At 41.9% G+C, this 23,168-nt stretch carries 26 protein-coding genes; 5 read left to right on the top strand and 21 right to left on the bottom strand.

All coding sequences use genetic code 11. The annotated features are described in order from the left end of the window. Positions 1 to 134 precede the first annotated feature (134 nt). The gene (locus tag L6410_RS00935; RefSeq protein ID WP_024391605.1) at positions 135 to 1,016 is read left to right on the top strand and encodes a diacylglycerol/lipid kinase family protein; all 882 of its coding nucleotides are present in this window, start codon (positions 135 to 137) and stop codon (positions 1,014 to 1,016) included. A gap of 49 nt (positions 1,017 to 1,065) precedes the next feature. Here the strand turns inward: L6410_RS00935 and rpmH are convergent, their stop codons facing one another. The 9 genes from rpmH to L6410_RS00890 all read right to left on the bottom strand — a co-directional run bounded on the left by rpmH (position 1,066) and on the right by L6410_RS00890 (position 8,588). Continuing rightward, complete coding sequence (rpmH, locus tag L6410_RS00930; protein WP_024391604.1) at positions 1,066 to 1,203, bottom strand: 50S ribosomal protein L34; 138 nt, start codon at positions 1,201 to 1,203, stop codon at positions 1,066 to 1,068. A gap of 219 nt (positions 1,204 to 1,422) precedes the next feature. After that, positions 1,423 to 2,427, bottom strand: coding sequence for an RNA-binding cell elongation regulator Jag/EloR (gene jag / locus L6410_RS00925; RefSeq protein ID WP_237395617.1), 1,005 nt, complete (start codon positions 2,425 to 2,427; stop codon positions 1,423 to 1,425). 18 nt (positions 2,428 to 2,445) lie between these two features. Next, positions 2,446 to 3,258, bottom strand: a complete 813-nt coding sequence (locus L6410_RS00920; protein WP_024391602.1) for a YidC/Oxa1 family membrane protein insertase — start codon at positions 3,256 to 3,258, stop codon at positions 2,446 to 2,448. After that, positions 3,242 to 3,601: a ribonuclease P protein component gene (gene rnpA / locus L6410_RS00915; RefSeq protein WP_024391601.1), complete on the bottom strand. Its 360-nt coding sequence runs from the start codon at positions 3,599 to 3,601 to the stop codon at positions 3,242 to 3,244. Before rnpA ends, L6410_RS00920 begins: the two co-directional genes overlap by 17 nt. 70 nt (positions 3,602 to 3,671) lie before the next feature. After that, complete coding sequence (gene argH / locus L6410_RS00910; protein WP_024391600.1) at positions 3,672 to 5,066, bottom strand: argininosuccinate lyase; 1,395 nt, start codon at positions 5,064 to 5,066, stop codon at positions 3,672 to 3,674. Positions 5,067 to 5,079: 13 nt separating this feature from the next. Continuing rightward, complete coding sequence (locus L6410_RS00905) at positions 5,080 to 6,273, bottom strand: argininosuccinate synthase (RefSeq protein WP_237395615.1); 1,194 nt, start codon at positions 6,271 to 6,273, stop codon at positions 5,080 to 5,082. Between the two features lie 190 nt (positions 6,274 to 6,463). Then, complete coding sequence (locus L6410_RS00900; protein ID WP_160863941.1) at positions 6,464 to 7,012, bottom strand: hypothetical protein; 549 nt, start codon at positions 7,010 to 7,012, stop codon at positions 6,464 to 6,466. Positions 7,013 to 7,082: 70 nt separating this feature from the next. Next, positions 7,083 to 7,610 (bottom strand): transcription repressor NadR, encoded by a 528-nt coding sequence (locus L6410_RS00895; RefSeq protein ID WP_024397302.1) that lies wholly within the window; start codon positions 7,608 to 7,610, stop codon positions 7,083 to 7,085. A 102-nt stretch (positions 7,611 to 7,712) separates the two neighbouring features. Continuing rightward, the gene (locus tag L6410_RS00890; protein ID WP_237395613.1) at positions 7,713 to 8,588 is read right to left on the bottom strand and encodes a VOC family protein; all 876 of its coding nucleotides are present in this window, start codon (positions 8,586 to 8,588) and stop codon (positions 7,713 to 7,715) included. 120 nt (positions 8,589 to 8,708) lie between these two features. Here L6410_RS00890 and L6410_RS00885 point away from each other — a divergent pair, with 120 nt between their 5' ends. Continuing rightward, positions 8,709 to 9,251, top strand: coding sequence for an NUDIX hydrolase (locus L6410_RS00885; protein ID WP_237395612.1), 543 nt, complete (start codon positions 8,709 to 8,711; stop codon positions 9,249 to 9,251). Here L6410_RS00885 and L6410_RS00880 read toward each other — a convergent pair. Beyond that, positions 9,198 to 9,488, bottom strand: coding sequence for a hypothetical protein (locus L6410_RS00880; protein WP_172075991.1), 291 nt, complete (start codon positions 9,486 to 9,488; stop codon positions 9,198 to 9,200). The two genes, L6410_RS00885 and L6410_RS00880, sit on opposite strands and share 54 nt — an antisense overlap. 60 nt (positions 9,489 to 9,548) lie before the next feature. Here L6410_RS00880 and L6410_RS00875 point away from each other — a divergent pair, with 60 nt between their 5' ends. Continuing rightward, positions 9,549 to 9,911 carry a MerR family transcriptional regulator gene (locus L6410_RS00875; protein WP_172019075.1) on the top strand — a complete coding sequence of 121 codons (363 nt, stop codon included), beginning with the start codon at positions 9,549 to 9,551 and terminating at the stop codon, positions 9,909 to 9,911. Positions 9,912 to 10,003: 92 nt separating this feature from the next. Next, positions 10,004 to 11,574 (top strand): IS3 family transposase gene (locus tag L6410_RS00870; RefSeq protein WP_237395611.1). Its coding sequence is split into 2 segments (ribosomal slippage): positions 10,004 to 10,649 and positions 10,649 to 11,574, totalling 1,572 coding nucleotides; the frame shifts between segments, so codons are not numbered across the junction. A gap of 83 nt (positions 11,575 to 11,657) precedes the next feature. Here L6410_RS00870 and gltX read toward each other — a convergent pair. The 11 genes from gltX to L6410_RS00815 form a co-directional block, all read right to left on the bottom strand. Then, the gene (gltX, locus tag L6410_RS00865; RefSeq protein ID WP_024396674.1) at positions 11,658 to 13,112 is read right to left on the bottom strand and encodes a glutamate--tRNA ligase; all 1,455 of its coding nucleotides are present in this window, start codon (positions 13,110 to 13,112) and stop codon (positions 11,658 to 11,660) included. Positions 13,113 to 13,475: 363 nt separating this feature from the next. Then, positions 13,476 to 14,927, bottom strand: coding sequence for an MFS transporter (locus L6410_RS00860; protein ID WP_336512755.1), 1,452 nt, complete (start codon positions 14,925 to 14,927; stop codon positions 13,476 to 13,478). Continuing rightward, positions 14,842 to 15,516, bottom strand: a complete 675-nt coding sequence (locus L6410_RS00855; protein WP_237395610.1) for a LiaF transmembrane domain-containing protein — start codon at positions 15,514 to 15,516, stop codon at positions 14,842 to 14,844. The genes L6410_RS00860 and L6410_RS00855 overlap by 86 nt, the downstream gene beginning before the upstream one ends. 4 nt (positions 15,517 to 15,520) lie before the next feature. Next, positions 15,521 to 15,967, bottom strand: a complete 447-nt coding sequence (locus L6410_RS00850) for a LytTR family DNA-binding domain-containing protein (protein WP_024396677.1) — start codon at positions 15,965 to 15,967, stop codon at positions 15,521 to 15,523. A gap of 171 nt (positions 15,968 to 16,138) precedes the next feature. Further along, entirely contained in the window at positions 16,139 to 16,897 is a 759-nt protein-coding gene (locus L6410_RS00845; protein WP_024391589.1) for a TIGR00266 family protein, read from the bottom strand. Positions 16,898 to 17,092: 195 nt separating this feature from the next. Continuing rightward, positions 17,093 to 17,587, bottom strand: coding sequence for a beta-class carbonic anhydrase (locus L6410_RS00840; RefSeq protein ID WP_024391588.1), 495 nt, complete (start codon positions 17,585 to 17,587; stop codon positions 17,093 to 17,095). 123 nt (positions 17,588 to 17,710) lie between these two features. After that, the gene (gene radA, locus L6410_RS00835; RefSeq protein ID WP_024391587.1) at positions 17,711 to 19,078 is read right to left on the bottom strand and encodes a DNA repair protein RadA; all 1,368 of its coding nucleotides are present in this window, start codon (positions 19,076 to 19,078) and stop codon (positions 17,711 to 17,713) included. 6 nt (positions 19,079 to 19,084) lie between these two features. Further along, on the bottom strand, positions 19,085 to 19,618 hold the full coding sequence (locus L6410_RS00830) for a histidine phosphatase family protein (RefSeq protein WP_024391586.1): 534 nt from the start codon (positions 19,616 to 19,618) through the stop codon (positions 19,085 to 19,087). A gap of 6 nt (positions 19,619 to 19,624) precedes the next feature. Then, entirely contained in the window at positions 19,625 to 20,068 is a 444-nt protein-coding gene (locus tag L6410_RS00825) for a dUTP diphosphatase (RefSeq protein ID WP_024396680.1), read from the bottom strand. Positions 20,069 to 20,094: 26 nt separating this feature from the next. After that, a complete protein-coding gene (locus L6410_RS00820) occupies positions 20,095 to 20,619 on the bottom strand; it encodes a hypothetical protein (protein WP_024396692.1) in 525 nt (174 codons plus the stop codon). Between the two features lie 194 nt (positions 20,620 to 20,813). Continuing rightward, positions 20,814 to 21,173: a YbaN family protein gene (locus L6410_RS00815; RefSeq protein ID WP_024396693.1), complete on the bottom strand. Its 360-nt coding sequence runs from the start codon at positions 21,171 to 21,173 to the stop codon at positions 20,814 to 20,816. Positions 21,174 to 21,366: 193 nt separating this feature from the next. Between L6410_RS00815 and L6410_RS00810 the strand changes: the two genes are divergently transcribed. Further along, positions 21,367 to 23,118 carry an IS1634 family transposase gene (locus L6410_RS00810; protein WP_237395190.1) on the top strand — a complete coding sequence of 584 codons (1,752 nt, stop codon included), beginning with the start codon at positions 21,367 to 21,369 and terminating at the stop codon, positions 23,116 to 23,118. The last annotated feature ends 50 nt before the right edge of the window (positions 23,119 to 23,168 follow it).

The following is a 23,168-nucleotide window of genomic DNA, read 5'->3' as shown; positions in this document are numbered from 1 at the left end:
CTCCTCTTTCAAACTACTAAGTAGTATACCATTTTTCCACCTGTACGTTAACTAATAAGGAAGCGGTTAGTTGCATCTGCTATGTAAAAAATTGTATAATAAATAATATCATAAAAATCAGTAGGAGAATCGCTATGAAAAAAGCTTTGTTAGTTGTTAATCCTAGTTCTGGTGGCGAAAAAGCACCAGAATTCCAAAAACTGGCCAAAGAGAAGCTAGAAAACTTTTTTGATTGTGTTGTGGTCAAAGAAACTAAAAAAGCTGGCGATGCTACTCGCTACGCTAAAGAGGCTGCCCAAGAAAAATTTGATAGTGTATTTGTTATGGGTGGTGATGGCACCGTCAATGAAGGAATTAGCGGCCTTGCTAATGAACCTTACCGACCAACCTTCGGATTCTTCCCCTTAGGTACAGTAAATGACTTAGCCAGAGCATTGGGCATTCCCTTAGATCCAGCAACCGCAATTGCTCAATTCGATTCTTCTCGAAAGCGCCCCCTTGATATCGGACAGGTCAATAATAGTTACTTTATGAATGTCGCCGCAATTGGTGCCATCCCTCAAGGAATTAATGATGTATCTCCTGAAGAGAAGACACGATTTGGTAAGTTAGCTTATTTTATAAATGGGGTAAAAGAATTAGTTAATAACCAAAGTTACCAATTTGAAGTAGAGTTGAATAACGTTTCAAAAATTATCACTTCTTCAACGCTGATAATCGGATTAACCAATTCAATCGGTGGATTCGAGACACTACTACCGAATGCCAAGGTAGATGATGGCTTACTCCACTTAGTTTATCTAAAGGACAGTCATTTTCTAGACACAGTATCTGCTATCCCTCAATTAATAAAAGGGGTTACAGAAGAGTCATCCAGTCTAGGTTACGAAACCTTCACAGAAGGGAAAATCTCAATCACCGACGGTGATTTGCAAATAAATATTGACGGTGACGAGGGGGATCATCTTCCTATCCATGTCAAAGTACTCCCTTCTCACATTTCCATTTACTATTAAGAAAGAAAAACCAGCAGACTCGAGTTTCTGCTGGTTTCTTGTTCATCAATTACGCTACAGTAAGCACTTTACGTCCCTTACGGCGACGAGCTGCTAACACACGACGGCCATTTTTTGTTGCCATACGGTTACGGAAACCGTGTTTACGTGCGCGACGGATTTTACTTGGTTGAAAAGTACGTTTCACGATGAATACCTCCTCTAGATTTTCGTATTCGTTTAGCCGGCTAGTTTTGATCAGTTACTAAACATACCAATCTATTTTATAAGAAATTAAACTATTTGTCAAGGTGTTCTGACTGACTTTTCACCAAGAATCCAAAAATCAGCCAATCGGAACAAATATTTTTCTTCATATTTAATAAAAAGAGAGGAACACTTCATCCTCTCTTTAAACATTTGATAATTAATCACGATTTCCTTCGATGTCTACGACAACGTATCGATTAGGCTCGCTACCTTCTGAATAGCTTGTCAATCCATCCATTTTTGAAATGATGCGATGGATTATTTTGCGCTCATTACTAGACATAGGATCTGTATGATAAGCTTCTTGCTCGCTTATCACACGCTCTGCCAGTTTTTGAGCATATCCCTGTAGTACCTCTGCACGGTGTTCTACATAGTCATTCACATTGATAGTGATATAGAAATTACGTTCATATCGATTATACAAAAAGTTTTGTGCTAAGAGTTGCAAGGCTTTTAATACTTTACCATGATAACCAATGACACGACCAGGCTCGTTTGTATCGACTTGAATGTTAATAGTTCGTCTATTGTGACTTGTCTCGATACGAGCCTCTACATCCATATCATCCAAGATTTCTTGAACATATTCTGACACTTCAGCTACAACTTGTTCAATGTCATACTGTGATTCCACCTTAATATCAATATCAGCAAATTCAGAAGTTGATTCACTTTGATTTGTGGTAGCAGGTTGGTCTTGAATTGTTTCATCGATAAGCTGATCTGCAGATGATGGATGAAGCAGCTCTTCTGGTAAAATCTCTATGCGACCTGTCTCTTCCAGAATTGTAGTTGCCTCTTTTTCATTTTTTAAAATCTGAGCCTTGATATCCTCTTCAAGCGTTTGTCCAGATTTTTCAAATTCTTTAACAGCTGCAACAACTTTTCCTAGGTCAATCGTCGCTTCTGAGACACTTTTAACTGGCTCATTCAACTCATTAATTTCAGTTGGAACTCCACGAACAGCTTTTTGATTAGCTTTCACTACCGTTGTCTCATTGATGACATCAATATCAACAATAGCTGGTTTTTTCCCAAAACCGAGGAAGCCTTTTTTCTCACGCGCAACTACAGTAATATGTGCTTTCTTCCGAGGAATATTTAACTCTACCAAGCCATTTTGAATAGCTTCTTCAACACTTGATCCTGTAAATTTCATTTTCTCTCTCCTAGAATCCTATTTCTTTTTCTTGGCCTTTTTCTGAGCCTTTCGCTTCTTAGACTGAAGTTCTTTCTCCGCATCAATTTTGGCTTGACGCTCCGCTATTATTTTGAATGGATTATTAAATACTAAAGTTTGAACCACTTGATAAGCATTTGATACAGTCCAGTATAAGGATACCCCGCTCGCAGCCGGCAAAGCAAAGAAAAAAATCATGACTGGCATGGCAAAAGTCATAACTGTCATAGCCATATTTTTTTCAATTGCAGACTTGTTGGTCAACCATGTGCTGAGGAATGTGAAACCAGCAGCCAGAACAGGCAAGACAAAAATCGGATCAGGTTCCCCGAGATTTAACCAAAGAAAATGACCAACTTTCAAGGCTTCAACGCGTGTTAGAGCTTGGAAAAGAGCCAATAAGATTGGCATTTGAATGAGAAGCGGAATCATAGACGATCTCATACTAACGCCGTTTTCTTTGTAGAGTGCCTGTGTTGCTTCATAAAGTTGTTGGCGACTCTCCATATCTGTTCCTGGATATTCAGCCTGTAGCGCTTTCAACTTCGGTTGCAACTCTTGCATCTTTCGCGAAGAATTAATCTGTATTTGGAACAAAGGCAATAACAGGGTCCTAATCAAAATAGTAAATAGGATAATCCCTACTCCAATTTGACCGTTGATGGACAAGAATTGGATGACACTAGCGAACCAATAGATTAACTGGTCCCATGCACCAGACGACTGGCTAGTTACTGGACCTGTCCCACAGGCTGTCAATACAAACAGGGACGCCGCGAGTAAACCAACCCACTTAGCTTTCTTTTTCAATCTCAACACCTTCCTGATAAAGTTTGGCAAGTTTTAAAACATGGAGAAGATTTTTCTTAATTTCCTGATAGTTTAATTCTTCAACACCCTTACGAGCAATGACAACAAAATCATTCGTTACAAGTTGTTCCTGATGCTCAATAAGAACATGCCGAATTTTCCTCTTAATCTTATTCCGCGTGACAGCGTTTCCTAATTTTTTACTGACAGAAAGCCCTACTCGGAAATGCGGTTGTTCTTTCGCTAGCCAATAGACTACAAATCGACGATTTGCCACATTATTTCCTTTGGTGAAAATGTCATTAAAATCTCGTTCACGCTTGACACGATAGCTTTTTCTCAAACTCTCACTCCATCTTTCAAAATTACTACTATTATACCATAAAATTCAAAAAAGCCAATAAACATCACGTTTAGAGGCCTTTTGAAGCTGATAATTGCTCTTTTGCTTGCTGAATTTGCCAGCGAATGGATTCAAAACCGGTTCCTCCAAGCGAATTTCTTCGTGAAACTGCCGTTTGAGACTCTAAAGCTGTATATATATCCGGTCCAATAATAGATGAAATTTCCTGATAACGTTCTAAAGGAACATCCTGTAAATAGTAGCCAGCTTTACTACATTCCAAGACCAGTTTTCCAACAATCTCATGCGCCTGACGAAATGGTAGACCCTTGCTAGCCAAGTAATCTGCCAACTCTGTAGCATTCGAAAAGTCCTTCTCAGTTGATTGAGCCATTCTTTCCTTATGAACTGTCATAGATTGTAGCATACCTGCCAAAATATCGATAGATACCAAAATTGTTTCCGCACTATCAAACATTCCCTCTTTGTCTTCCTGCAAATCCTTGTTATAAGTCAACGGTAAGGATTTCATGACTGTCAGTAGGCCAACTAAGTTCCCATAAACTCTACCTGTTTTCCCCCGAATCAGCTCAGCCATATCTGGATTTTTCTTCTGAGGCATGATGGAAGAACCTGTTGAAAAGGTATCCGATAAAGTAACGAATTGGTATTCATGTGAGCACCAATTAATGATTTCCTCACAGAGACGAGACATATGCATCATCAAAATGCTCGCATTTGATAAGAATTCCAAGATAAAATCCCTATCTGATACAGCATCTAAGGAATTTGAATAGGGATGAGAAAAACCCATTAAGTCCGACGTTAGTTGACGGTCGATTGGAAATGTAGTTCCTGCCAATGCTGCCGCACCAAGTGGAGATATATCTGTATGCTGAATGTTGAATGCAAAACGCTCACTGTCACGGCTGAACATATTGTAATAGGCCAACATATGCTGAGCAAAACTAATTGGCTGAGCATGCTGTAAGTGGGTATAGCCCGGCATAACCGTCTCGATATGCTCTTGTGCAAGATTGACCAATGTCTGGCGTAGATTGGTCAATTTATCTACTATTTGGAACAAGGTATCCTTCAAATAGAGATGCATATCTGTTGCAACTTGATCATTACGAGAACGTGCTGTATGCAATTTCCCTGCCACTGACCCGATCTTCTCAGTCAGGAGACTTTCGATATTCATGTGAATATCTTCGTTTCGAATATCAAATACTAGCTTTCCAGCTTCATATTCATTCAGAAGTTCTTCCAGACCAACCTGTATAGACCGAGCTTCTTCAAGGCTAATAACACCTGTTGCCCCAAGCATTTGTACATGAGCTAATGACCCTTGAATATCATACTTAGCCAGTTTTTGATCAAAGCGAATGGAGGCTCCGAATTCTTCAACCCATTCCTCAAGACTGGCCTCAAAACGACCACCCCATAACTTCTTTGCTTCCATAAGCTCCTACTTTCTAGTTCTTTTTATGAATTTCTGCATTCACTTTGGTTGGTAATCCCCAAAGCTTGATGAAACCAACTGCAGCATCTTGATCAAATGTATCAGCACTTGTATAGGTTGCCAAATCTTCATCATACAAAGAATTTGGTGATTTTCTGGCAACTACTTTCGCTGATCCTTTATACAATTTCACTTTTGCGGTTCCATTCACGACTGATTGAGTTGCTTGCAGATAAGCTTTCAATGCCTGTGTTGCAGGGTTGAACCACAAACCATTGTAAATCAGATTCGAGAGTTCATTAGATACAATTGGCTTGAAATGAGATACTTCACACACTAGGGTCAAATCTTCAATTTCCTTATGAGCTGTTAAAAGAGTAATGGCTCCGGGACACTCATAAATTTCACGTGATTTGATCCCAACTAACCGGTTTTCAACATGGTCAATTCGTCCAACACCATGCTTACCAGCAATCTCATTGAGTTGTTGAATGAGATTGGCAAGGCTGAGCGTTTCTCCATTGATAGCAACTGGGACACCAGCCTTAAATTCGATATCTACATACTCAGGAAGATCTGGTGCATTTTCTGGAGAAGTAGTGATTCCAAAAGCATCTTCTGGTGCTTCATTCCATGGATTTTCTAATACACCACATTCATTAGCCCGGCCCCAAAGATTTTGGTCAACTGAATAAGGGCTATCCAAATCTGCTGGAACCGGAACACCATTTTCCTTGGCAAATAGGATTTCCTCTTCACGCGCCCACTTCCATTCACGAACAGGTGCTACAACTTTCAAAGTTGGATCCAAAGCCGCAATAGCTACTTCAAACCGTACCTGGTCATTTCCCTTCCCTGTACAACCATGAGCGATGGTCGTTGCACCAGTCTTGTGCGCCATCTCCACTAACTTTTTAGAAATCAGAGGGCGACTAAGTGCTGATACTAGCGGATATTTTTGTTCATAATATGCATGAGCTTGTAGGGCAGGCAAAACGTATTCTTGAGCAAATTCTTCTTTCACATCCAAAACATGCGATTCAATTGCACCGATGGAAAGGGCCTTGTCATGAATAAATTCGAGATTTTTCCCTTCACCAACATCCATACAAACCGCAATGACATCGTAGTCTTTTTTCAACCATGCAATCGCAACTGAAGTATCAAGGCCACCTGAATAAGCTAGGATTAATTTTTCTTTCGTCATAAGCATTCTCATTTCTATTTAAATTAGCAAATAAAACTTAGTGACTATTATAGTGTATATTTATACTTTTTGCAACATATTTATACACATTTATTAAAAAATTGAATAAATCTCGTACATTTACAGAAAAAACAAGAAAAAGCCAGAGAATTTTCTCCGACTTCTAGACTATATTTTATCTCAACTCACATTAAGGTTGATAAATTTTCCGTTCTTTCAAGATTTTCCAAAAATAATATGCCAAACTAAAATCGAGCAATCCATGAAGTGCAGAACCTAGACCAACTAAGCCAAGCATAGTCATCCAATAAGTATCTGAAATCTGCCCGCCCGAAGTCAGGGCCATGACCACAATATACTCCCCTAAGCCATGAAGTAGATTGAGACCAATCCCTAATATGATGAAGCGCTTAATGTCCATAAAACTTGGAAATCGTTTTATTAAAAAAGCTCCCAGAGTAAGAAAAATCAAGTGGGTTAATGCACGAAATACGATGACAATAGGAAATCCTGCTAAAAAGAAGCCTAGACTTGAGCCCAATGCTACCAATATGGCCGTTGCTGGTGAAATAAACATTGCAATAAACAACGGAATATGACTAGCAAGTGTGTAGGATGCCGGACCAATAACAATTTTAATCGGCATCATCAATGGAATCAAAATAGCAAATGCAGTAAGAATCGCACTAATGGACAGCTGCTTGACGGAACTTTTAGATGATAGTGTTAATTGTGACATAAGGAACCTCTCTTTCTATAGGTTCGATTATAAACTAAAACATTACAGGTGTCAAGACACCTGTAATGTTTTATTGATTTTCTAGCAAAATTCCTGCAGCCTTTAATACCAAAGAAAGTTCTTGGTAGGCTTGAACCGAGGGAAATGAGACAGTGTGAGTATGAACTCCTTCTGTTAAATTACTCAATAGCACTCCTTTATAATGACTCAAATCATCTAAAAAACGGTCCCGATCTTCAAAACTGGTAATATTTAGTTTGCCAGATAATAGACCGTAAATAGGATGTTCAATTTCGACATCAAGGATTTGAGCTCCTCCCTCTAATAGGATAGTCAACTCTTTTTCAACATCTTCTGGTCCATGTTGACAAGCTATTTTACGAATATAAGCACCTTCAAGAGGCGCCAGAGAAGACTGCAGTAGGTAGCCTCTCGGAGTCGCCAAAACCAGATCCCCCTCTGCTCGAAGCAAGGCTATATCTCCCACAATCACCTGACGGCTCACTCCAAATTCTTTTGCTAGGTAATTCGCTGAAAGTGGTTGAGATGTTTCCTGTAAAAGTGATAAAATGTGCTTTCGTCTTTCTATTGCTTTCATGTGGTCTCCCCTCTACTTTCTTTCATTATACCAAAAACCGAGCCAATTCATCCTTGCCTAATAAAAAAACAGAAACTGAAACCCAGTCCCTGTTACATCTTATTAATCTAATAAGGCTTGAATAGAGGCGATATCTAGACGCTTCATTGTCATTACTGCAGCATTCACAGCCTGAATCTGTTCTGGGCTAGCTGAATCGTATGCCTCCATCAAAATACGCGGCACAATTTGCCAGGAAATCCCAAATTGATCCTTGGCCCAACCGCAAATCTCCGCTTCTGGAACTGCCGATACCTTCTCATACCAGCTATCCGCTTCTTCCTGACTATCCACATAGACCATGAGCGAAAAGGCTTCGTTGAATGAAGCTTCGCCACCGTAACCGTGGTCCATGACAATCAGTTTCTGTCCACCGACGAGAAGTTCCGCATAATTCAGTTTGGCAGCCTCAACAGCAGCCTCCCCTTCACCGTAGTAGGAAAGTTGACCGATACTAGCCTGAGGGAGCTTGTCCTTGTAGTAGTCCAACATAGGCTGGGCCAAACCAACCTGATCCTGCGAGAAGAGCAGGCAGATGTCGAAGCTATAGGGCACATCCAAATCGGGTTCATACGAAAGCTGCCAAGACAGACCAAAGCGGTCTTCCAGCCAGACATAATAAGGGCTGAAGAGATATTCTGCGAATGGCATAAGCACACGACCACCGTCTGATAGCGCCTCATAAAGACGGCTTACGTCGTCCTTACTAGCTACATTTACCATGAGCGACATAGACTCATTGAGTTTGAAATAAGGCCCTGCACTAATCGCTGCCAGGGTCATGTCCCCCAGTTGGAACTGAACCAAATCCGCATTACCTGATGGCGTATCCGTAATGGTATAGGTCCAGTCAATCTTGCCTCCGAAAAGGTCCACATAGAACTCTGCAGCTTCTTTTGCCTCTGTATTGTACCAGAGATGTGGGATAATAGTTTGCATTGTTTTCTCCTTTGAGTTAGTAGCCCCAGTATAACACTTGTCCGTACAAAAACAAAACGTGTTGCTTTGCACTTATAGATGTGCTATACTGAATAACTACAAAATTGACAGGAGAATGAAATGGAAACTTGGAACGCCTACACAGCCGACGGTCACTTGACCGACCACACCCTCATACGCGGAGAAGCCATTCCCGATGGTCTCTACCACCTAGTCGTCGAGTGCATCATCCGCCACCGTGACGGCAGCACCCTCTTTATGAAACGCGACAGCACCAAGCCCTCCTACCCTGACTATTATGAAGCGACAGCAGGAGGCTCGGCTTTATTTGGGGAAATAGCAGAGCAGGCCATTTTACGAGAGGTCCGCGAGGAGACAGGCATTGAACTGACAGCGACCCAACTCCGCCACCATACACACTTTGTTGCCCATGACGACCAGTGTATCTTCCACTGCTACTGGGCTGAAACCGACTGGGACAAATCTGCCATCCAACTCCAAGCCGAAGAAACCAGCCACTACATCTGGGTCCCACAGGAAAAACTGAAAGATTTCCTGGAAACAGAGCTAGTCATTCCAAGGCAGAAGGACTATGTGGAGAGGTTGTTTTTAGAACAAGAACAGGGTAAAAGCGAGAATGAAACTCAGTACAATATGAGATAAAAAGTGACTGAGACGATTTCTCCCAAAAAGAATGCGACCACCTAAGACACGCACACCGCAAGCCAAAAATAAACCGAGAATAAATCCCCAAACTGTCCACCAGCCCAACAAACTGAGCAAGACTGGGCAAGCATATAAAACCAGTAACCAGCTAGGAAGTTGCTTGCGATATACCCAAGCAGATAGCGGCAACAGCCCCAAATAAAGCACAATCAAGCATTTAACAACAATGACCATATATAACTCCTTTCCCCATCAATGTATCATGAGGGGGTAAGGCACTGTCAAGAGGAGATTATGAAAACAGGACAAGTTATGAAACAGTTTGGTATCAAACGTGATACGCTTCGTTTCTACATCGAACAAGGATTGCTACAGCCTCAACTGATTGACGGCAAATACTACTGGAACAAAGAAGAAATCAATAACCTAGAAAATATCCTCGGACTTCGCCAGTTAGGCCTATCTGTGAAAGCCATCATCCGTATCAAAGAACTTCACGACACCAAATGTGGAAGTCTCGAACAGCTAAAAGAAAACAAACAGGTCATACTGGATGAAATTGCCGACCGTGAAAAACAAATCCTCCTGCTCCAAGAACAGAAGGAAAATCTAGAAAATCTACTCCAGCAGATTGAGGAAAAATTACAGAATTTATAACAAAACCCCCGCCGTCACAGTGATATACTCCCCTTATAGTGGACAGTGAAAAAACAAAAATTTTCACTAGAAACTATAAAGGGAGTTTTATCATGTCCAAAAGAAGTCCAAAATCTGTCTCTGAGAAACTAGAACTTGTTCTACTTCACTCGGAAGAAGGGAAATCAATTAGTTGGTTAGCTAGGCGCCATGGTGTGTCTAACGACACTCTATCAAACTGGGTTCGGAAATACAAAGAAGCTGGTGTTGAGGGGCTAGAGGAAAGCCGTCGCTGGATGAAGTATAGTAAGGAACTAAAGGAACAAGCTGTTTCCGACTATCTTGATGGTTTGGGAAGTCTCAAAGATCTGACCAAAAAATATGGAATTTCTGACCCTCGTGTTCTCAGATCATGGATAAAAAGTTATACTAGTGGTAAAGAATTGAAAGCTACTAGTAGAGGAATGAGTCGCATGAAACAAGGACGCAAGACAACATTTGACGAACGGGTTGAGATTGTCAATTTTACCCTTGCCCACGAGAAAGATTACCAAGGGGCTGTTGAGAAGTATGGGGTTTCCTACCAACAGGTCTATTCGTGGGTCAGAAAGTTTGAGAAGGACGGTTCTAACGGCCTCCTCGACCGTCGTGGAAAAGGTTTGGAAAGCAAGCCTAATCTGACTTTGGAAGAAGAGTTACGCCTAAAAATCAAGCAACAGGAAGAACGGATTAAGTATCTTGAAATGGAGAACGGCCTGCTAAAAAAGTTAGAAGAAATCAAGCGACGAAACCGATGGTAAGACTAGGTCGCCACTTGGAATCCTTCCAAGCGATTAAAGAATATGCGGAAGAACAGAAAGAGGCTTCTATCAGCCACTTGTGCCGTATTCTAAAGGTATCTCGCTCAGGCTACTATAAGTGGTTACAACACCAGGAAACAGCTTCTGAACAGGAAAATTTAGGATTGATGAATGTCATCAAGGAACTTCATAGCCAACATAATGGTATTCTTGGTTATCGTCGTATGACGCTATTTGTCAATCGCAAGCTTGGAACAAGCTGCAACAAGAAACGGATTCGACGATTGATGCACATTTTAGGCATTCGTTCCATTATCAGAAGAGCTAAGGGCTACTGTACCAAGACCAGCTTTGTCAATGTAGAAGACAACATTCTCAACCGTGATTTTACAGCTACTGCCCCCAATCAGAAATGGTGTACAGATGTGACTTTCTTGAAGTACGGTCTCAGTTGTAAGGCCTATTTGAGTGCTATTAAGGACCTCTACGACGGCTCAATTGTCGCTTATGTGGTCGGTCAGTTGAATGATAATGAATTGGTATTAGAAACACTTCGTAAAGCCCGAAAAGCTAATCCTGAAGCGACACCATTGATTCACAGCGACCGAGGTTCACAATATACTTCGAAAGATTATTACCGTTTAACGACCAAGTATCAGATGACCCGCTCCATGTCTCGTGTTGGTAAGTGTATTGACAACGCACCAATTGAGAGCTTCTTTGGGCACTTTAAGACGGAGTGCTATGATTTGAAGAAGTATAAGACTTTTGAGGAGCTGGTGTCAGATATTGATGCCTACATCTTTTTTTATAATCATCAACGATTTCAAGAACGCAACAACGGCCTTGCCCCTCTTGAAATGAGGAACAAGGCCGTCGCCTAATCATTTATTATTTCATTGTCCACTTGACAGGGAGCTGTTCACAGTGAACAGCGGGGATTCTTTAATAGCCTTAAATGATGACTTTACAAACTCTTTAACATATTGTCAATATGCTGGATAGATTTTTCACGGCCGAGCAGGTAAATGGTATTTGGTAACTCTGGTCCGTGCATCTCGCCTGAAACGGCGATACGGATCGGCATGAAGAGGTTTTTGCCCTTGATACCTGTTTCTTTTTGAACTGCCTTGATTTGTGGGAAAATATTGTCTGGTTGGAAATCTTCGTCTGTCATGGCTTCCAATTTTTCCTTGAAGGCATTTAAGACAGTCGGAACAGTTTCTCCCGCCATCACTTCTCTTTCTTCCTCAGTCAATTCTGGGAAATCAGAGAAGAAAAGGTCTGTCAAACCAACAATTTCATCTGCAGAAGATAATTGTGGCTTGTAAAGTTCCACTAATTTCTCTGCCTTATCTGTCAAGCGACCCGCTTCTTCCAAGAATGGTTTGGCAAGGTTGAAAATAGTTTCCAAATCAGCATTCTTGATGTACTCATTACTCATCCAGTCCATTTTCTTCTGGTCAAAGGCTGCTGGTGACTTGCTAAGGCGTTTTTCATCGAAGAGTTGGATAAATTGCTCACGAGAGAAGATTTCCTCTTCACCACCCGGGTTCCAACCCAAGAGACCGATAAAGTTGAAGACAGCTTCAGGCATGTAACCCTTACGACGGTAATCTTCGATAAACTGAAGAGTGTTGGTATCACGTTTGGACAGTTTTTTACCAGTCTCAGAGTTGATAATCAAAGTCATGTGACCAAATTCTGGCGCTTCCCAACCAAGTGCTTCGTAGACCATGAGCTGCTTAGGTGTATTGGCAATGTGGTCATCCCCACGGATAACGTGCGAGATTTCCATGAGATGATCGTCAATAACCACGGCAAAGTTATAGGTTGGGTAGCCGTCACGTTTCTGGATAACCCAGTCGCCACCGATGTTGCCACCTTCAAACTCGATTTCGCCCTTAACCATGTCATTCCATTTGTAGATACCTGTTTCATTGACAGCCAAGCGAACAGTTGGAACAATGCCAGCCGCCTCACGCTCTGCGATGTAGGCTGTTTTTTCATCTTCAGACATACCCAGATATTCATTGATGTAGCGAGGTGTTTCGCCCGCAGCTTCTTGACGCTCACGCTCCGCTGCCAATTCTTCTTCTGTCACGTAAGACTTATAGGCCTTGCCTTCTGCCAAGAGCTGATCAACATACTTTTGGTAAATATCCAAACGCTCTGATTGACGGTATTGCTCATGAGTTTCTGGACTCTCATCCCAATCAATACCCAACCAACGCAGGTTTTCAAGCTGAGAGCGCTCTCCGTCTTCCACATGACGTTTGCGGTCTGTGTCTTCAATACGAATGAGGAACGTACCGCCGTGATGGCGGGCAAAAAGATAGTTAAACAATGCTGTACGGGCATTTCCGATATGTAAAAGCCCAGTTGGACTTGGTGCATAACGCACACGAATTGGTTTAGTCATGATTCTCTCCTGTAAAATTTCATACTCAAAAAAATCAAAATCAAACGAACTTCGACTATCTGAGTGATAGTTAAAGGTGGAAATAAAATAATCCAGTGGAGTGCAACAGCTCAGGGAACTGGTTCAGCCGGTCACCTATAAACAAGTAAACGATCATAGAAGTCCAAACTTCCAATTGGGAGTCAAGAGACTGCTTCTAGTCGAATTCTTTCCCATTCCGTCAACCATGGTGTAGATTGACCCGCTACTTTTTCTTTTCAAGTAGCAGTCTGACAAGTTCAACTATGCCTGAATTTGATTTTCGCAGAGTAACAATCAAGAACATTATAGCACAGATATGAGTAAGAAAACAGAAAAATCAGCCTATACAGACTGATTTTGAGGTATTTTTTGATTTCTGATAAGCCAGTAGATAACATATAAGGCTAAAAAGCCACTAGCATTCAGGAAAATCCAGCTAATCTGATCAACTGATAATAGCAAAACTAAACCGGATACAACCAGCCGAAATAGAGCTTGACCCAACATGAAGTAGGTGGAAACACCACCTCCTATCGTTGCCAACTGCTCCTCTGGCATGGAATTGACAAATTTTGCATTAAATTTTGGACCACTGGCTCCGAAACCAATTCCCATAGTCGCTAAAAAGAATAGGATGAGAGGCAATTGGTGAGTCAACATTCCTACAAATACCCCCAATAGAGAAAAAGTAGCTGCCACTTCGAGCGTAACCATGCTGGTCTTTTTGAACAAGGTAAAGACCAAAGAGGAGCCCAAAATATTTCCCGCAAAGAAGATAAATAAAATGGTTGCGAGGCTTGTTTCAATATTTATTACTACCAAACTAGGATCCTCGCTAATTAACAAGACTAAGATTGGATAAAGTATGGCCCCACAGGCATTGATAATAGGGCTGGTAATCAAGACCAGGCGAAACTCAGGTATCTTGCGCAGCTCCCTAACCGCTTGTTTAAAAGAAGCTAAAATTCCTAGCCCTTTCGCTTCCTTCTCTGTCTGGCTGGGCAGCTCTGCATTTTTCAATGGTTGCTCCGTCAGGAGTTTGCGAAAGGCTGGCGTCAGCAACTGCATGATGAGGAGGGAGACTAAAAAGGTGCCGGCGTTGAGAAAGGCCAGGTTTTGGTAGGAGAGTAGGCCGACCAAGAGAGCAGAGAGGGCCTGAAAGGCGATGTTTAGGAGGCTGGTCACGGTCTGACGAAAGGCTGAATACTGCTCCCGCTCTTCTTTGGGCGCTACGCGTAATCCCAGAGGTGTATAGAGGCCGTTTTCATAAAAGCCAGCAAAGTCTGCACAAACATTGAAAACCGACGCCATCACGACAATCCAAAGGGCCGGCTTAAAGCCCATGCAGAATCCGAGGATGAGGTAGAGAAGGACACGGAAGAGAAGGGTCAGCTTGATAGTACTGATTTTGTTGACCGTCTTGTCTGCCAGATAGCCTGTGAAGAGGCCCATAAAGCTAGGAAAGATTTCTGAGAAGGTCACAATCGCCAGCGCCAGACGGCTGTTTGGCACCAGCAAGACATAGTTCATCAGGGCCAGATAATAGACAACATCACCAAAATTGGACAGCATATCCGCCGTCAGTACCCATAGGTATGTAGCATTTTTCAAAATCTTTTTCATGATAATCCCTTTCTTTTGAATAATTTCCAGAATATTCCGACTATTTAATCTGTAGAGGAGCCAAATTTGACTTTCCTCTAGCCTTTTAACCTTTCGTTGAGTAAATCGTAAGGGTTGAAAAAGCCAAATCACCTGTAATGTGAAGGATTTTCTCACTCGGTTCGCTTGCATAATTATTGGTGGTTGATAAGGCACTATCTAGTTCCACAATTGCTTGCCAGTTGTCTGGCAAATATAATGTCAGTGAAGAAAAGGCTGCATTAATTTCAAAACTAGCTTTATCTCCTAAAATCACTGCTTGGTCAAAATAAATAGTACTAGAGCCAAAAGCTACATCAACACTGTCATGAATAAAATTCTCCTCATAGATATAACGAGTCGAGGAACCAAAAGCTGTATCACGCCCCTTATCGTCAATCACTCCTGAACCAAATTCTTGTCCGTCGCTCATTGCTCTTTTTTTCTTTGGCTTAAAAATCAAGTTCAATCCCAAGCAGAGCAACCCAAGAGAAAGAACCATGTTCCAAGTCCCAAAACTAACCCATTCATAAACTGAATTTGCTGCGATAAATGCTAGGCCGAAGCAAAAAATACTTGAACGCCAATCCAATTTTACCAGACGATGAAATCCAGTAACTACTGTAATGACAAACCAAACAGTTGTCCAGAAAGGCATTGATAGATTAAAGCCTAATGCATCTCTTATCAGTACTAAGACTGCCAAACCTATAACCAAGTATCCTATAATAAGTCGTTTCATCTCCCTACCTCACTTCTTGTAATTTTTCTTTTAACAAATGATAATAATGCCGTGACACATGAACTTCCTTATGGGTTTTATGAAAGGAAATTCGACTAGTTCCTGAAAAAGACTTATCCAATGAATACACAGCTCTAGCATTGGCAATCGTTGATTTAGAAACCCGACAAAAATACGCCGGAAGGCAGTCTTCCAATTCATATAGTTTCATCTTGACTTCATAGGCATCATCTCTGGTATGACCAATCATCTTATTTCCATCCGTTTCAAAAAAGAGTAAGTCTTCCAGTTTTAAGAAAAATTCACTCGTTCCCTTATAAAATACTAAGCTGGGGCGATTCAATTGTCCTAAAACTTGTTGGATTTGCTCTATTTCAGGTCCAAGTTGACTCGCTCTAATGATAACTTCAACCTGATCTAAGCTGTCATCAAATTCAATCCTAACTTTCATAAACCCTCCTTTGCTTTTGATACTCCTATTATAACAGGCAATTCGGGGAATACAAGGGAATTTCAGTAAGTGGTTACAAATTGAAGGTAAGTGGTAGAAATGAATAAAGCAAAGTCCCTTGCTTTACACGAGGGACCTTGCTTTTATGTTGGAAATTTCAGTATTAACTTCTTAAAAAATCGCATCAAGAAGTGATGTGCTACCGCCACCACCGTCGCCACCTGTACCGACAATATGATTACCGATAACTTGAGCAAAGGTTTCAATATTCAAACTTTGTACATAGATTTCACCGTAACCGGAGAATGTATTGACAATCCCTTCACCTGTACCAATTGATTGTAAGAAACCATTTTCCATATGGATGTTGTAATCTAGCTCTCGGCTCCAAGCAACGACATGCGCATTATCAATTGTAATACTACCACCTGTTAACTCAATTTTCTTAATTGAACCAAAGGCATTTGCTAAAAGAGTACCGTAACCCTCAGTAGTCATAACAAAGAGACCGCCCTGACCACCAAAGAAAGCTTTACCTACACCTTGACGTTCCATCTTATACTGAGCAGAACCATCAAGAGCAAGAAATGCACCATCATTTAGGCGATATTGTTGAGCTCCAAGTTCTAAGGCAATGACCTGTCCAGGAGTAGAAGGAGCCAAAGCTATTTTTCCGTCATTGCTATTCGAAACTGCTTGGGTGATAAACATGGATTCCCCTGATACCATGGAACGACCGATAGCTCCCATGAGTTTACCAAAACCAGAACCACTGCGCGCATTGAGCTTAGTATTCAATGTTACGCTTGGCGTGTGGTAAACCATACTTCCCTGCTGGATATAAGCTGACTCACCAGCTTCCAAAGCAATCTCTACTAAAGGAAATTGCATATTACTATCAATAGTGTATTTCATTCGATTGTCTGACATAGTTGCCTCCTATTTTTTACGAAAAGTTCCTGTTAACCACAAGATAGCTATAATCAACCAAAAACAAGCTAAAACAAACCAAATCATTTTTAACTCCGGCTGTATTATTTTTATAACACAATTCTACAATTAAACAAGGGAAGTGTCAAGTATTTTTACAAAAAAAGGAATCCGAGCAACCAGATTCCCTCTGCATTATTTAACTTCTGTCATCACACCTGTATCCACGTTATATACAGCACCATTGATAACAACATCCTCTGGAATTAGTGGAGATTTGCGAAGCAATTCCATATCCTCACGAACGCTGTCTTCTACATCTGTAAATGGTAAGAAATCCTGTCCGGTTACATCTACACCTAATTCCTTATGAATATGGCGTGCAAAGTCTTCATTCGTAAAGGTCTGAGCTCCACAATCCGTATGATGTAGTACGACAATCTCACGCGTCCCCATTTGTTGCTGGGAAATGACTAAAGAACGAATCATGTCATCCGTCACTCGCCCACCCGCATTCCGCAGAATGTGCGCGTCCCCTAGTGCCAAACCAAGTGCCTGCGCTACGTGCAAACGTGAATCCATACAAGTTACAATGGCCACCCTAGTCTTGGGACGCAATGGTAAGTGATAATCTCCATGTAAATCAACATACGCTTTATTAGCTTGCATAAAATGTTCAAAATATGACATAATTCCTCCTATATCGATGAGAATTTCTAAAATTTTCAGACAATAACTACTTCTAGCTTAACACATTCTTTTGTATTTGTCGCAAAAAAAGGAGCAACAATCTGTTACTCCCGAATATTTTTATTAGTTAAACACTTTTTGCAAGACTTCGCCAATTGTTGTCACGCCGATAACCGTGATTTCCTTGGGCACCTTGATACCGGTCAGGGAATTTTTAGGAGCATAGACTTTGGTAAAGCCCAATTTAGCGGCTTCGTTAATCCGTTGTTCAATCCGATTGACACGGCGGATTTCACCTGTCAGACCAATCTCGCCTATAAAGCACTCTTGTGGGTTGGTTGGCTTATCCTTGTAACTGGAGGCAAGGGCAACTGCGACCGCTAGGTCAATAGCTGGCTCATCCAGTTTAACACCACCAGCTGACTTAAGGTAGGCATCTTGGTTTTGGAGGAGCAGGCCTGCCCGTTTTTCCAAAACCGCCATAATCAAGCTGGCACGGTTGAAGTCCAATCCTGTCGTGGTCCGCTTGGCATTGCCAAACATGGTCGGCGTCACCAGGGCCTGCACTTCAGCAAGGATAGGGCGGGTGCCCTCCATGGTCACGACAATCGCAGAGCCAGTCGCCCCGTCCAGACGCTCTTCCAGAAAGACTTCGCTTGGATTGAGGACTTCGACCAAACCCTGCGACTGCATTTCAAAAATGCCGATTTCGTTGGTGGAGCCAAAACGGTTTTTGACCGCCCGCAAGATACGGAAGGTGTGCTGCCGCTCGCCCTCAAAATAGAGAACGGTGTCCACCATATGCTCCAAGGTCCGCGGTCCAGCCAGGGTTCCTTCCTTGGTCATGTGACCGACGATAAAGGTTGCGATGTTGTTGGTCTTGGCAATCTGCATGAGTTCATTGGTCACTTCACGGACCTGACTGACAGAGCCTTGCACGCTGGAGATGTCAGGGCTCATAATGGTCTGGATAGAGTCGATAATCAGGAAATCTGGTTTTATCTTCTCAATCTCGGTCCGAATGCTCTGCATATTGGTCTCCGCATAGAGATAGAACTCGCTATCGATGTCGCCCAGACGCTCCGCCCGCAACTTAATCTGCTGGGCAGATTCTTCCCCCGACACATAGAGGACCGTGCCAATAGTAGAAAGCTGGGTAGATACCTGTAAAAGCAGGGTGGATTTCCCGATTCCTGGATCGCCTCCAATCAGGACCAGACTGCCTGGGACCACACCGCCACCGAGGACCCGGTTGAACTCCTCCATGTTGGTCTTGGTGCGAGCCACTTGAATGGAGGAAACTTCATTGAGCTTCATGGGACGGGTCTTCTCACCTGTCAGGCTGACCCGCTCGTTCTTGACTTCAGTGACTTCCACTTCCTCGACAAAGCTAGACCAGGAGCCACAGTTTGGACAACGGCCCAGATACTTGGGCGAGTGGTACTCGCAGGATTGACAGACAAAGGTTGTTTTTTTCTTAGCGATGATGATTTCCTCCTATAGAGTGTATTCTAGGATTTCGCAGTAAGCTATGGTTTCTTTGGGAACAAACTGGCGTATCAGCATACCGTGACAGACGATAACGATTCGGTCATAGGCTTTGTATTTTTCAAGGGCCTGTAAAAATCGCTCTCTCATCTCCGCAGCAGTCTCATAGCGAACAGGTGAAGACTCAGGCACCGCTCCGCTATTTTCCAAAAATAATCGATGAGCTAAGACAGCCTCATCTTGACTGGCATTTTTCCCCATCAGGTCTGGTCGCCACTCATGAAAAAAGGGCTCGACCAGAAGAGGTAGTTGCTGAGCATGAGCAATGTAAGTTGCAGTCTCCAAGGCCCGCGTGACGCTTGAAGCGATAACCACCTGAGCCTGAGCAAAAACAGGACAGCTGGCAACTTCCTGGGCCAAAGCCCTCCCCTTTTCAGTCAGGGGAGCCAGATCCCGTCCAAAACCTGCGTACAGCCGAGGGTTGTCATGCTGGTCAAACACACTGTAGTCGGGCTCGGAATGCCGCACAAAGAGAATCTGCATCGTAGTCTATTTCCCCGTTGAGCCAAAGCCGCCCGTCCGAACGCCGTCGGCCTGGTCGCCGTCAGCCAAGAGGAAGGGTACAAAAACAGCCTGTACGATCCGCTCGCCGGCTTCCACCACAACGGTTTCTTCTGTGATATTTCGCATCTGAGCAAAGATATGACCTTCGTTGGCTGGGTTGCCGTAGTAGTCGCCGTCGATGACCCCAACCGAGTTGATCAAAACCAAGCCCTTCTTGCGAGGATTGGACGAGCGGTCGTAGAGATAGAGGACCTCATCGGCCTGCATATAGGCCTTGACACCTGTCGGCACCAGCTTAATCTCACCTGGCTCCAAGCTAACCCTCTCCGCAGCCTTCAGGTCGTAACCTGCTGCGTGGGCTGTCTCACGTTTTGGCAATAAGTTTTCATCTGTAAACTGGCTGACCAGTTCGAATCCACGGATTTTCATAAGAACTCCTTCATCATTTCTTCTTTTTATTCATAGTATTCATTCGCATTTTTCGTTACAAATGCAAAAAGTGTTGTTAAGGGAAAGGCATACTCGTCATCAAAGCGAGCTGCACGTAGCCACAAGTCTTGGTCAACCTTACGGAGATAGACACTGCGAGGGCAGGTGAATTCTTCTTCCAACTGAGGCGACAGCAGGCAAATAGCTCCGTCTGGTGATTTCCCTTGGGAGAGTATGGCATCTTGACTGACTTCCTGTTCCAACAAGGCCAGGCGAAGATAAACTCCCAGATGAGCTGGTGGTAATTGATACCCCATCTCCACGGCTCTCTCCTCTATCTGAGGAGCAGTTGCTTCCCGATCAAATCCCATATCAGCTAGACTGACAACCTCAACCAAGCACCCTTGCTGCTCCTCCACCACTTGATATGCCGAGTGAGCTAGGTAGGTCTTGAAATAGTCATTTACTAAAACACCCTTGTCATCTAAGTAGGCAGGGATTTCTTCTTTTTTTAGGGGAAATAATTCAACTCGAACGCTCAGTCTTTTCATAGGTCTATTATACAGGAAATACAGGGTAAAGCAAAACTCCAACCTAATGGCTGGAATTTTGAATTTATTCAAACACAAACTGGTTGTGGTAGAGTTCAGCATAGAAGCCGCCCTGTTTAAGGAGTTGACTATGGTTGCCTTGCTCGATGACTTTTCCGTCTTTGAGAACGATGATTTCATCCGCAAGTCTGGATCTATTTCTCTGGTATAACCCAAAAAAGATAGTAAGTAATAAAGACTGTCAGCAAGCCAAGTCCAATTTTGACAAATAGTACAGGAGCCAACCAAATGGAAATCCCCATGAGTATGTAGATTTGCCAGATAATTTGTTTTTTCCGTTTACGGGAAATGGCTTTGGTTTCAGCATAATCCGCTACATAAAATTGATAAATTTTTGTATTGCGTAGCCATTTTTCAAAATTTTTAGAGCTTCTAGCAAAATAAAATCCAGCCAAAAGTAAAAGAGGCGTTGTTGGAATTATAGGTAGAACAATCCCAATCATGCCAATAGCAAGGCTAACAAAACCAGCTACTAGATAAACGATTTTTTTCATAATACTATTATACCAAAAGAGTTCGTGATTTTTTGAACATTTTCTGTATGGTTTAGGAAAGCGCTTGCTTTACACTCGAGTTTATCAGTTAATTCATTTCACAACCGCTGTTTTTGCGATAACAGCGGTATTTTTTTAACATTTTATTGATATTTTTGTTGTTGTGAACGGCGGTGTATGTTATAATATATTTATGGCATTTATTCGAATTACAAAAAACAGAGAAGGCCGTAAACATGTTTATCTTGTTGAAGGATATCGTGAGAACGGAAAGTCAAAACAACGGATTCTTTATAAATATGGTTTGTTGGACGAATTGGAAGCGAAAGAACCAGGCATTCTTGAGCGATTAAAACGTGAAGCAAAGGAAAACTCACAAGCTAAGTCTGAGGAATTTCTGATAAAACTTTCTTTGAAAGATCCAATGAACAAACCTGACGAAAACATTGGTTGGAAGATTTTAGAAGATCTTTATACTACACTTAAGTTACATCAATTCTTTAAAAAGAATAAGCCGTCAAAAATGACGATGGACTTAGATGAAACAGTTAAACTACTGATTTTTCAACGAATTCTTAATCCGGGAAGTAAATATAAAACTTTCTACCACCAAGCTTCCCTATTCGGAGATTGGAATGTTCCATATAATTCAGTTTATCGGTCACTAGATATCTTAAATACCTTTCAATCAGAAATTCAACAGCACTTACATCAAGAAGTTAGCCAATTAACGAATCGAACTGGAACCTTAGTGTTTTATGATGTTACCAACTATTTTTTTGAAATTGATGTTCCTGATGAAGATATCCGTGATGAAAATGGAGACCTTCTTGTCGAGGGGCTTCGTCGAAGAGGAGCTAGTAAAGAATATAGGAAAGACCCCATTATCCAAATGGGATTATTCATGGATATGAACGGTATTCCTATCGCTTATAAACTATTTCGAGGAAACCTTACAGACCCTATCACTTATATTCCAGCAATTGAGCAAGTAAAGAAACAGTTTGGGATTGAACGGTTGGTAGTGGTCGCAGACAAAGCGATGAACAGCACAAATAACCTGAATGCCACTATAAAGAACAATGACGGCTGGATCTTCTCGCAAAAGCACCGTGGGAAACGAGGTGCTCCGAAGGATATTCAAGAAAAAATATTGGAAGAATCTGGTTGGCAGTTTAATCAAGATATCACTTTCGCTAAAAAGTCTTACATTCGAGAGAGAAAACTTGGGACCAAGAAGGATTCTCCAACCGTTAAAGAAAAAGTACTACTGACCTGGTCAAAGAAATATGAAGATAGAGAACGGATTCGACGTGAAGGGGCTCTTGACTATGCCAATAAGCTAACTGATGCGGAATTGTTTCGACAAACGAGCAAGAAGGGTGGAAAGAAATACCTTGAGTTGAGCTATTTGGATAAGGAAACCGGAGAGGTTAAACCATTTTCGCCACTTATCCGAATTGACCAAGAACAGGTCGAATTTGATGCTCAATTTGATGGGGTTCATGTCCTTGTGACCAGTGAGATTGAGATGGAAGATGATGCCATATTAGAGGCCTATCAAGAATTATCTGCGATTGAGAATTGTTTCCGAATTACAAAAACAGAGTTTGAAACGAGACCTGTTTATGTACGAAAAAATGAACATATTGAAGGCCATTTCCTAACCTGCTTTATCAGTTTAGTGATGATACGCTTATTGTATTACATTACCGATAAGAAAATGAGTCCTGCTCGAATGATAGAGGGCTTAAACAGTATGTTAGCTGCAGATATGGGACAAGGGATATATAGAGTCAAGCAGAACCATGAAGCAAGTGAGTTACTTCATTTATTAGGAATCACTTGGGATCGTGGAACTGTCAGACATGAAGATATTCAAAAGTTAGGGAAAAACTGCATACACAACACAATTTATGACTCAAAAAAGCTCCCTAAACGTTGATTTGACAGCGTTTAGGGAGCTTTTTTCATTTTTTAACTGATAAACTCGAG

The sequence above is a fragment of the Streptococcus parasuis genome (assembly GCF_021654455.1).
Lineage (GTDB): Bacteria > Bacillota > Bacilli > Lactobacillales > Streptococcaceae > Streptococcus > Streptococcus parasuis.
This window is presented reverse-complemented; position numbering and strand designations above follow the sequence as displayed.